The sequence below is a fragment of the Clostridioides difficile ATCC 9689 = DSM 1296 genome, from assembly GCF_001077535.1.
GTDB lineage: Bacteria > Bacillota > Clostridia > Peptostreptococcales > Peptostreptococcaceae > Clostridioides > Clostridioides difficile.
The window spans coordinates 1,613,534-1,625,562 of record NZ_CP011968.1 but is presented as its reverse complement, the minus strand read 5'-3'; the positions used below and the strand labels follow the sequence as shown (position 1 = coordinate 1,625,562).

General features: G+C 26.6%; 10 protein-coding genes. 1 reads left to right on the top strand and 9 read right to left on the bottom strand.

Translation table 11 applies throughout. The annotated features are described in order from the left end of the window. Window positions 1-398: 398 nt before the first annotated feature. Window positions 399-1,283 (bottom strand): sigma-70 family RNA polymerase sigma factor, encoded by an 885-nt coding sequence (locus CDIF1296T_RS07905; RefSeq protein WP_009889336.1) that lies wholly within the window; start codon window positions 1,281-1,283, stop codon window positions 399-401. Window positions 1,284-1,573: 290 nt separating this feature from the next. Beyond that, the gene (locus tag CDIF1296T_RS07900; RefSeq protein WP_009896428.1) at window positions 1,574-2,050 is read right to left on the bottom strand and encodes a type I restriction enzyme HsdR N-terminal domain-containing protein; all 477 of its coding nucleotides are present in this window, start codon (window positions 2,048-2,050) and stop codon (window positions 1,574-1,576) included. Window positions 2,051-2,316: 266 nt separating this feature from the next. Here CDIF1296T_RS07900 and CDIF1296T_RS07895 point away from each other — a divergent pair, with 266 nt between their 5' ends. Continuing rightward, window positions 2,317-3,492, top strand: coding sequence for a DUF1002 domain-containing protein (locus CDIF1296T_RS07895; protein WP_003427432.1), 1,176 nt, complete (start codon window positions 2,317-2,319; stop codon window positions 3,490-3,492). Between the two features lie 80 nt (window positions 3,493-3,572). Here CDIF1296T_RS07895 and proC read toward each other — a convergent pair whose 3' ends face one another. The 7 genes from proC to CDIF1296T_RS07860 form a co-directional block, all read right to left on the bottom strand. Then, window positions 3,573-4,376: a pyrroline-5-carboxylate reductase gene (gene proC, locus CDIF1296T_RS07890; RefSeq protein WP_003434098.1), complete on the bottom strand. Its 804-nt coding sequence runs from the start codon at window positions 4,374-4,376 to the stop codon at window positions 3,573-3,575. A 39-nt stretch (window positions 4,377-4,415) separates the two neighbouring features. Then, a complete protein-coding gene (locus tag CDIF1296T_RS07885) occupies window positions 4,416-5,006 on the bottom strand; it encodes a helix-turn-helix domain-containing protein (protein WP_334290666.1) in 591 nt (196 codons plus the stop codon). A gap of 878 nt (window positions 5,007-5,884) precedes the next feature. Beyond that, a complete protein-coding gene (locus CDIF1296T_RS07880; RefSeq protein WP_003427435.1) occupies window positions 5,885-6,493 on the bottom strand; it encodes a DNA-3-methyladenine glycosylase in 609 nt (202 codons plus the stop codon). Between the two features lie 108 nt (window positions 6,494-6,601). Then, complete coding sequence (locus tag CDIF1296T_RS07875) at window positions 6,602-9,340, bottom strand: sensor histidine kinase (protein ID WP_009896425.1); 2,739 nt, start codon at window positions 9,338-9,340, stop codon at window positions 6,602-6,604. A gap of 147 nt (window positions 9,341-9,487) precedes the next feature. Further along, complete coding sequence (locus tag CDIF1296T_RS07870; protein WP_003434107.1) at window positions 9,488-10,279, bottom strand: MetQ/NlpA family ABC transporter substrate-binding protein; 792 nt, start codon at window positions 10,277-10,279, stop codon at window positions 9,488-9,490. Window positions 10,280-10,314: 35 nt separating this feature from the next. Next, complete coding sequence (locus CDIF1296T_RS07865; protein ID WP_003434110.1) at window positions 10,315-10,971, bottom strand: methionine ABC transporter permease; 657 nt, start codon at window positions 10,969-10,971, stop codon at window positions 10,315-10,317. Further along, window positions 10,964-11,929 (bottom strand): methionine ABC transporter ATP-binding protein, encoded by a 966-nt coding sequence (locus CDIF1296T_RS07860; RefSeq protein ID WP_009896423.1) that lies wholly within the window; start codon window positions 11,927-11,929, stop codon window positions 10,964-10,966. The genes CDIF1296T_RS07865 and CDIF1296T_RS07860 overlap by 8 nt, the downstream gene beginning before the upstream one ends. Window positions 11,930-12,029 lie beyond the last annotated feature (100 nt).

The following is a 12,029-nucleotide window of genomic DNA, read 5'->3' as shown; positions in this document are numbered from 1 at the left end:
ATTTGCCTTGCTTAGCCCTATCAAAATATAATTAACACCTATTTCTTAATATATCACAAACTACATTATTCTTCATATTTTTTTATTTCTCCAATAAGTTTTACATTTTTCCTATATAAATTGTATAGCTTCAATTATATTCAAAGAAATGGAGTTGCTACCCGATAACTTTAAAAGTAAAAAACAGATTTTATTATCTTTTTAAACTATATTCTAACATATTTTGTCCATATTGAGAAATTTTACTAAACTATTATGTACTTTATTAAATAAATAAAATAACAGCACACCTATAAAATACAAGTGTGCTGTTCATAAACAGATTTTATAAAAAAATAATTCCTAAGTAGAGATTAACATGCTTTCTCATACTCTCATATATAATGTGTCTAAAAATATTAATAAAAATGCTTTAATTGTTTTAACTTACTTGGATGTCTTAATTTTCTTATTGCTTTAGCTTCTATCTGTCTTATTCGTTCTCTGGTAACTCCAAATACCTTTCCAATCTGTTCTAGTGTTTTAGGGTCATCATCATCAATTCCAAATCTCATTCTTAAAACTTGCTGTTCTTGCTCTCCAAGACCTGTAAGTAGTTCTTCTATCTTTTCTTTTAAATTATGCTGTTCAACTTCGTGTATTACAACATCTTTAAAATCAGCATCTGATGGTATAAATTCAACTAAACTACTATCCTCATCTTCTTTTAATGGAGTATCCAAAGATACAACATTTTTATCTCTTCTTAATAATTCCAACACTTTGTCAACTTCTAAGCCACATGCATCTGCAATCTCATCTATAGTTGGCTCTCTTAATAACACATTTAAAAGTTCTTGTTTCTTTTTCTTTACAAAATTTATTCTCTGATGAAGATGTATAGGTATCCTAATAGTATTTTCGCAATCGTCGATATATCTTGTTATACTTTGTTTTATCCACCAAGTTGCATAAGTGCTAAATTTGTATCCTTTTTTATAATCGTACTTTTCTACAGCTTTTATAAGTCCTATATTTCCTGCTTGAATTAAATCCAACATATCAATACTATCTCTTTTATATCTCTTTGCTATGCTCACTACCAACCTATAATTTGAATTTATAAATTTTTCTTTTGCTACTGAAGATGAGTTGATTATTTCCTTAGCCAGCTCTACCTCTTCTCCTGCTGACAACATTTTGTATTCCTCTATTTCCTTTAAATACATTTTCATCGCATTTGATACATTTGATGAACCCACACAAATATAATTTTCATAATTATTTTCTTTTTTAGTATCCATAATCAAACCCCTTCTATTCATAGAATTTGCTAAAACAAAAATAAATAATTTAAACCTACATAATCTACAATTACATAATATCCCATTCTTTAAATGAATTGTTTTGTATATTATGTATACAAATTTATAAAAACTATACCTATAATATTATTCTACTTCTAACAGCAATATCCTCCTTATATATATAATTTATTTTATTATATGTTGTTATATTCTTAGTTTTTTGAATGATATATGTCTAAAAAAAGACTGTTTACTAAACAGTCTTTTTTTATATATATGCTCAATATTTAATTTTCATGATGATGATTACATCCACATCCACAATTTTCATCATGGTGATGATGTTCTTCTAAATCTTTTGCCTGTTGTTCCATTTCATGAAACTCTTTTACCATTATATCATAAGTTGGAAGAGCTGCCTCAGTATCGTATTCTTCCCCTCTCCAATCAGCGTACATCATAGCATCTCCATTAGTTAAAACCAATCTACCTGACATAGTTATATTATCCACTTCTTCTAAAAATTCTATTTGTTTTTGTAAAACTTCTCCTTCTAACTCCACATCTTCATCTAAACATTGCACTATCATTACAGGTGCATAATAATCTTCTTCATCTTTAACATTTACAACAATATCTAAAATTCCTTCTGCACCTTCTTCAAATTCTGCCAACTCAACATTTGTATCAATCATATCTTGAGGTACTAATAAATCTTCTATTAAATATTTTATTACTCTATCTTTTACTAATTCTTTTGACATTTATTTTTCTCCTTCCGATTCTATAACATTATCATAATCATTTCTATATTATAGTATACTACATTAATTGTTTTTTCAATCTCTTACAAAAATTATTTTTTTATTATCTTCCTTATATTCCCTTTTTTATTACAAAGTTGTAATCGCATTGATTTAAAAAATAGTTTATATTTAGTATAATAGAAATGTAGCACATATTTTTATTCAATATATTAATAAAAAAATAGATTGAAAATGTAATGTATGTTAAATCTAGGAGGAATATTATGAAGTTTAAAAAACAAATTAGTTCTATTGTTGTGTCTACTATGCTTGTACTTGGGAGTATGAACCTTTCTTATGCAGACGGTACAAATGTAGTTACACTTGGAGCTAACTTATCAGAGTCTCAAAAGCAGCAAATGCTTAATTACTTTGGAGTAAAAAAAGACCAAGTCTTAGTTTTAGATGTAACAAATGCAGAAGAAAGACAGTATTTACAAGGTGTTGCAACAGAGGGTCAACTTGGAAAAGTTACTATCTCTTGCTCATACGTTGAACCTACTAAAAAAGGAAATGGAATTAATGTTAAAACAGCAAACTTAACTTGGGTAACTAGTTCAATGATTGCTTCAACCCTTACAACAGCTGGTCTTGAAGATGCAAATGTTATTGCTGCTGCTCCATATCCTGTAAGTGGTACTGGAGCATTGACAGGAATCATGAAAGCATTTGAGGATGCTTCAGGAAAGAAACTTGATGAAACTAAGAAAGAAATTGCTTCTGAAGAATTGGTAGTTACAGGTGACTTAGGAGATGATATAGGGCAAGAAAAAGCAACAGGTGTAATGAATGATATAAAAACAGAAATTGTAAAGAATGGTACAAAAGATACCAATCAAATAGCAAATACAATAAATAATGTTGTAAATAATTACAATATTACTATTACACCAGAACAAAAAGAACAAATTAAAGGTGTAATGAAAAAAATAGCTGACCAAAATTACGATTACAATAGCATGAAAAATACACTAGATAATGTATCAGATAATGTAAATGAACAATTAAAGAAATTAGGTGAAAGTGTTAAGGGTTCTGGTATACTAGATACTATTGGTGGATGGTTTAGTGGAATAGGAGACTGGTTCTCTGGTTTATTCTCAGGCGGAGATAAAAAAGATTTGGGAATCTTAAATAACACTAATGATGAGTCTCTTGGCTCTGATGCTGTAATAAATTCTACAGAAGGTGTTCAAATAAATCCACAAAATAATACTAATTCTAACAATGATAGTGATACAAATAGCTCAAAAAATGATACTTCAAGTAATAATGAAAATAACGATAGTTCTCAAACAAATGAAAACAACACAACAAATAATTCAGAAAATCAATCAAATAATAATGACTCAGTTGGTTTCTTTGAAAAAATAAAAAATTGGCTTTCAGGCTTATTTTAGAAATTAAACAAATAAAAAGAATTGCCTAAAATGGAAATTTTCTATAAAAGGCAATTCTCTTTATTTACAATAAATTTTTATTACTCACTCATTTTTTTAGATTTTTCTATACATGCACATATTGCTTTTATCACAGAAGCTCTAAAACCTTCTTCTTCAAGTACTTTAACTGCTTCTATAGTAGTTCCACCAGGTGAACATACCATATCTTTTAATTCACCAGGATGTTTTCCTGTCTCAAGTACCATTTTTGCAGAACCCATAACAGCCTGTGATGCAAACTTATATGCTTGTGGTCTTGGCATTCCTGCAATTACTGCTGCATCTGCTATAGCTTCTATAAATAAAAATACATATGCTGGTGCAGAACCACTTGCACCAATTACAGCTTCTATAAGATACTCTGGTACTACCTCAGTATTTCCAAAAGAATTAAATACTTCTGTAACTGCTTCTAAGTCTTCTTTGTTTATATTTTTATTTATAGAAAGAGAAGACATGGCTTCATTTACAAGAGCTGGAGTATTTGGCATAGTTCTAACTATTTTTTTATCTTCTCCTATAATAGACTCTATATCTTTTATAGATTTTCCTGCTGCTATTGTAACTATAATTTTATTGTCATCTATAAAGTCTTTTATCTCTTCCAAAATATCATCATATATATCTGGTTTAACAGCTACAATTACTATATCAGAGGTTCTAGTTACTTCCTTCGAGTCTTTTGTAGTATTTATTCCAAAATTTGCATCTATTCTATCGAGAGTTCCTTGACTATATGCTGATGCTATAACCATATTAGGTTCAACTAATTTTGAATTTACTATTCCCCCTATCATAGCGCTTGCCATATTTCCTGCACCTATGAATCCAATTTTTTTCACTTTAGTACCTCCTTATTGACTAATAGTAATCGTTAAAATTTAAGCTTCTTTAACTGCATCAGACTTTTCAAATGGATTTGGTATACTTACTACCAAAATTTTCACTACCTTATTAGTATAGTTGACCCAATTATGATTGTTCTTTTCACTATTATAGTGTATTGTGTCTCCTGGATACATTTTTATTTGTTCATCTCCCAAAAACACTGTAAGAGTACCCTCTAATACATACACAAACTCCTCACCTTCATGTACGTAACAACAAATTTCCTCACTACTCTTACTTGGAAGAATTTCAATTAATCTTGGTAGCATTGTTTTTTCCTTTAAACTAGATGATAAATGATAATGTATAAATGTTGAGTTTTCTACATCAAATACTTCTTTTTCATAACTTCTTAATACAGCTCTTTTATGCTCTTTTGGCTTCATAAAAAAGTAAGTTAATTCTACATCTAGTACACTTGCTATTTTTCCTAAGGAATCTGTTGCCACACTTGTTAATCCTCTTTCAAGTTGTGATAAAAAACCAATTGACAAGTTTGTTTTTTCACTCATATCCTTCAACGTCATTTGCTTTTGAGTTCTGAGTTGCTTTATTTTTGCTCCTATGTCCTTATTCAAAACCATCACCCCTAAATAATTTTAATTTTTTCATAATATAAATACAAAAATATAAATATAGGTACTGAACCTATCTTTATTTCATTTAAAAAAATTTTTATAAGTATTACTATAATTTATCAATCTTTTTTTGTCTACATTTTTACGATTATTTACGATTTATTTTTCACATATGTATATTTAATCTTGCCAACTAAATATACATTTTTTATAAGCATTTACTCTTTATATAATAAAACTTAAGTTGTTCATGTAGTCTTCTTCTGGTTTAATTATTAAAATTTCAAATTATATTATTATTTCTACACATTATTACATCCTTTAGTACAATTATAACATAATTTTACAATTTAATGATATCTATTCAATGTCTTTTTTTACTCTACAACATATTTTATTTTAGAGTTTAATACTATATATATTTTTTATATACAGCCTTGTCATTTTTTAGATTGTCAAGAGTTATTGAAGTATTTTATGTAGATTTAGATTTTATTTCCTAATTTCTCATTTAACAAGAATTGCTTATGATAAAAAATAATATCATCTCAATAAGATTCTTGTAAATATATCTATATTCTAAATATAATTTCTTTTTTTGTCAAAATTTCTTCATTCTTTAATAATTAATTTATTACTTATAAAATAAACTAATTATCTATACAAATTTTATAATTTTTAATAAAATACACAAAAAAATTAATTTTTATAGCTCATTTCGCCAAAATATATCTTTCTTTATATCATTAAAATAATTATAAATTTATTAAATATGTTTGTAATTCTATAAAGTTATTTTTATCAAACTAAAAATTCTATAAAAAAATAAGATACATACCTATAAAATACCTTCCTATAGATACATATCTTACCTATATAAAAACTTATTCTATATAAAAACGCCATAAAAAATCTTTTGCTTCTTCTGCATAATCTATATTTATACGTTTACTAGTTTTTATATCTAACTCATCCTTACTAAATACTTTTTTTCCTTTATCATCATAATAAAAATCACTTATATATAATTCTTCACCCATTATACTCTTACTATTTAGACTTCTATCTATTTTTAAAGCTTTGCAAAGTTTTCCTGGTCCGTTAGTAATATTTTTTACTTGATATTTACTCAACTCAGTGTAAGCTTTGTTGTATCTATTCATAGATATCTCATCTAAAGAAGTTATAGGCTCTACCCCTCTTATTAATACACACTCTGGCACATTTTCTATATTTGCAGATAAATTCAAGCAATTATACATACCATAAATTAAATAAACATATATATGTCCACCATCTAAATATAATGGCTTAGTTCTATCTGTCTTTTTATTGCCATATACATGTGCTCCTTTATCATTTACACCCATGTATGCTTCTGTCTCTATGATTTTGGTAACAATTACTTTATTTTCATATTTCCTTATTAGATATTTACCTAATATTGATTTGGCTAAATCAATTCCATTTTTTCTAAAAAAATCCTTTTCCAAAATTTCACCTCATAAAATTTATTTAAAACGCATCAAATACAACTAAAGTAATAAATAAAATTAACTCTTATTAATGTGATATATATAAACAATAAATTTAGACATTTATTATTTATATATATCAAAAAATTCTATCTCAAACTTTTCAATATTATCATTGTAATTTGAATTATCATATACTTCTTCAACAACCTCTTTAATTGGGAATATAACTTTTACATTAGTTCCTTCTCCTACCTTACTATCTATGTAAATCTTCCCATTTTGAATTTCAATCAATGATTTTGTAAGGCATAAACCTATACCACTTCCAAATTCATTTGATATACCACTGTTTTCAATTTGTTTAAATCGATTAAATATATCATTTAATTTTTCTTTGTCTATGCCCACTCCAGTATCTTTTATAATTATCTCTACTGTTTCGTCTTTTTTATATATACCTACAAGGATTTCTCCTCCTTCTAAAGTAAATTTTATAGCATTTGATAATATATTTAGTATTATTCTTTCTATCGATTCTGGGTCAAGCCCTACCATAACAGTTTCTTCATCTGTATCAAAAATTAAATCTATTCCTTTAGACTTAGCATAACTACTAATAGATGTAACTATTCTTTCTGTTATGTCAATAATATCAAAATTAACTGCTTTAATCTTATATATGTCTGACTTAACTTGAGAAATATTTATTATATTATCTATTAATCTCAATAATCTAAACATATTTTGTTTAGTTATTTTTATATGTTCTTTTAGTATATCCTGAAAATCAATTATTTTTCCTTTTTTATAAAGGTTTTCAATAAGTTGAACTGAACTATATATATTATTTAAAGGTGTCTTAAGTTCATGAGATATATTAGCATAAAACTCCATCTTCATTTGGTCATACTGTCTTTGTTTTATTAATGCTTTTTTAAGTCTTTCAGACTCTCTTTGCACACTTAAATCTTTAATAATTCTCACTCTACTTCTTTTCTGTCCAAAGTATAATGTTCTTGATATCATTTTTACTTCTTTAATGTGATTATTTTCATTTACTATATGGATACTCTTCTCTCTTTCTCCTATATTTAAATTGTTTATGTATTTTTTTACTAATATATTTCTATATTTTTGTGTTGTAACTCCTAATACATCACTAGAAATTCCGAACAACTCTCTAAATGCTCTATTTGTATATAGTACTCTTGATGTACTTAAATCCTCAAGAAAAATAGCCTCTGGTATAACATCCAGTAATTTTTCATATATTATTTTTTGTTCATTTACTGTTCTAAGAATATTTATCTCTTTAGTTATATCTCTAAATGTAAGCAATTTAAAGAGTTTATTATCTGACCAATAGTCTCCAACTCTAACTTCTTCAACATGCTCTTCACCTTCTGAGTCAGACATCACAAAATTAACTATACAGTTTGCTGTGTCATTGTAACTTACTATTTCAGCTTTCTTTTCTTGTGTTAGATTTAATCTTTTAAACTCCCTATTGTCAAAGAAATCTATGTTAAAAGTTTCAAAATATTGTTCTAATGTCATATCGACTAAATCACTTGAAACACATTTAAAACTCTTTTCATATTTTTTATTTATACTTATTACCTTATTCTTCTTTATGCCACCTTCAGCACTTCTTACAAGTATAGGAGATGGAATATTTAGTATAATGTTTTCATAGTCTTTATTTATATTTCTTATTTCTTCATCTATTTTGATTTCATTTGTAATATCATTTAAACTTATTAAGTAATTGCTTTCATCTTTATTATTACTTAAACTTAACAAATAAATTTTATCATTTAACTCTACCAGTTTATCAATTATACTTATATCGTTATCAAATTTCTTCAATTTTTCAGCAACTTTTTCATCTTCCTTTATAAAAGTTAATATTTTATAATAATTATTCATATCCTTTGAAAATTCATCTTTAAATTTATTATTTGTGTAACTTATATTAAAATCATAGTCTGTTACTATCCATACATTTGGTATTGTATCCAGAGCTTGTCTAAGTAATTCTTTTCTCTGGTCTATGTAGTTTTTTAATGTTCTTTGTATAATCATATCCTTTTCTATTGCTAAATTTATCTTTCCTAATTGCTCTGACTTTTTACTTAATTTTTTATTGATTGAATCAAGTTCATAATATGGATACACTACTCTATTATTAAGACTGTATACATATACATAATAAGTATGGTTACATAATAGTAAATATATTACTCCTATTAATCTATCTGAATCTACTATATTAATCTTAGAAATTGCTACAAAACATATAATAGTTGTAAAAAAAACAAAATATGTTAAATCTTTTATTAACTTATAGTGCTCAATGTTACTATCAAGTTTATTCAACAAATATAGTAAATTAAACATAGATATACAAATATTAATTAATATAATAATCATATTCCAGTTAATATCACTAAAAATATTTCTTATAAAGTAATCTAATATCACAAAAGCACTATAAAAAATTAGTATTGGGCTTATTCTTAGTTTTTTTACTTTAGAAATGGTTAAGTATATAAAAGTAGACATATTAATTATGCTTAAGTTAAGCAATACAATTTGGAATTTTTGAATTTTTAAATTTACTACTCCTAAAATACTTACAAAAACTAATACAAGACACCCTACTTTCAATATATTTATAAATTCATCCGTTTTAAAGCTACTTATATAAACTATAGAATATCCAAATATCCAAAGTAAAATTATTCTATACATATTTATAGAAACTGTATACAAATTTATATTTAAAAGTGCAATAACCAAAAATAACCCATTAGCTAGTATATAGACCTTATTCTTACTTAAAGTTCCTTTAGATTCCATATTCCCCACCACTTCTTCATTTTTATATAGTTTTACCTATAAATATGTTACCACAATTCTTCCAAAAAATTTGTCACTTTCTAGTTATAAAAAAAAATGAGTAAATATTTTTAATTTTACTCATTTTGTAGATTTTGTATATTCAGTTTAAAAAGCTGGAACTATACTTCCTTTATATTCATCTTGTATAAATTTTTTAACTTCTTTACTATTCATAGCCTCTGATAAAGCCTTAATCTTATCACTATCTTTATTATTTTCTCTACAAGCTATTATATTTACATATGGAGAATCACTTGATTCTATTACTATTGCATCCTTAGTAGGATTTAAGTTAGCTGTTAAAGCATAATTAGAATTTATTACTGCTCCGTCAACATCTTTTAATACTGTTGGTAATTGCTCTGCATTCATTTCTTTTATTACTATATTTTTAGGATTTTTAGTTATATCTTTTTTAGTTATAAGCTCTCCATCTTTTACTTCTATCAATTTATTTTTTGCTAATAATTTAAGTGCTCTAGCTCCATTAGTTGCATCATTTGGCACAGCTATAACAGCTCCATCTTTTAATTCATCTAATGACTTAACTTTTTCTGAATAGAATCCCATTGGCTCTATATGAACTTTAGATGTATAAGTAAGTTTATATCCTTTCTCCTTCACAGTTTCCTCTAAAAATGGAATATGTTGAAAGAAGTTAGCATCCAAAGACCCTTCATCTAAAGCTGTATTTGGAAGTACATAATCATCAAATATTTTTACTTCTAAATCATATCCTTTTTCTTTTAACAAAGGTTTTGCAACTTCCAATATCTTTGCATGTGGATTTGATGAAGCTCCTACTAGTATTTTTTTATCCTCTTTGTTTGAACAACCTACTGCTGATATTGCTATTGCTGACACCAATGCTACTGATAATAATTTCTTTAATTTCATTTTTACTCCCCCTCTTTAAAATGTTTATAATTAATTTATTTTAGTTTCTTATAAGCCAGATTTCCTACTCCCTGGATTATCTGAACTAATATTATAAGTGCTATTACAGTATATACCATTACTGCTGTATCAAATCTTTGATATCCATAAATAAGTGCTATATTACCTAATCCTCCAGCTCCTACTGCACCTGCCATAGCTGTATAACCAAGTATAGATATTATTGATAATGTAATTCCAGATACTATTGAAGGCATAGCTTCCTTTATCATAACTTTAAATACTATTTGTCTTTTTGTAGCTCCAAAAGATTTTGCTGCTTCTATCAATCCTTTATCAACTTCATTTAATGAGCTTTCTATAATTCTAGCGATAAACGGTGCTGCCCCAATAGTTATTGGCACTATTGCAGCAGTTTCCCCTATACTTGTTCCAACGATTAATCTAGTTATTGGAATCATTGCAACTATAAGTATCATAAATGGGAAACTTCTAAATATATTTACTATAAATCCTAATGCACTATTTATTGTGCTATTTGGTTTTAATCCATCTGGTTTTGTAACTACTAATATGATTGCTAATATAAATCCTAATATTGTTGCCACTATAGTTGGTACTATAACCATATACAAAGTTTGTAACAATGCATTTGGAAATAGTGTTGTTAAAAAGTCAATTAAACTATTCATTTATCATTTCCTCCCATCTTATGCCCTTACTAGTTAGATATTGTTTTACTTGCTCTCCACTTTTATCTGAAATGTTTATAATAAGTGAACCTAAAATATCATCTTTAAATTGTTCTAATTTCCCAAATATTATAGACACATCTATATTTAGTTCTCTTGCCATAGTCGTAATAATAGCTTCATTAGAAATATCTTTAGGGAATAGTATCTTTATATTTGTTCCTTTTGGCAATATTATACTTTCTTCACCTATTAATTTTCTAAGTCCTTTAGTATTTCTTAAGAATATTTCTTCTGTATCTCCTACCTCTAATACTTCTCCATTTTCCATTATTGCTACTCTTCCACAAATCTGCTTTATAACTTCCATTTGATGAGTTACAACTATTATTGTTATTCCCAATTTTTTATTTATATCTTCAAGCAATGAAAGAATTGACTTTGTAGTATTTGGGTCTAATGCTGAAGTCGCTTCATCACAAAGAAGTACTTGTGGATTTAGTGCTAAAGCTCTAGCAATTGCAACCCTTTGTTTTTGTCCGCCACTTAGATTTCTGGGTTTATCATTTTTCTTTTCAGATATTCCAACTACTTCTAATAACTCTAAAACTCTTTTTTTAATTTCTGCCTTTGAGTATCCAAAACATTCTAATGGCAATGCTACATTATCAAATACAGTTTTTCTTTCAAGCAATGAAAAGTGTTGAAAAATCATTCCTAACTCTTTTCTTAAATCTCTCATTTGCTTTTCATTCAATGACTTTACTTCTTTATCAGAAACAAGTACACTGCCTTCTTGGTATTCTTCTAATCCGTTTATACATCTCAGTAGTGTTGATTTCCCTGCACCACTATGACCTATTATTCCAAAAATTTCTCCAGATTCTATTTCAATACTTACATCTTTAAGCACTTGAATCTTTCCATAATACTTATTAACATTTTTTATGCTAATCATAAAATTTCCTCCCATATATTCTGCTCAGTTTTTATGTTTATCCTCTCTTATGTATTACAACAAAATAAAAGCCCGAGTATAAACTCAGGCTTAGAAAGCT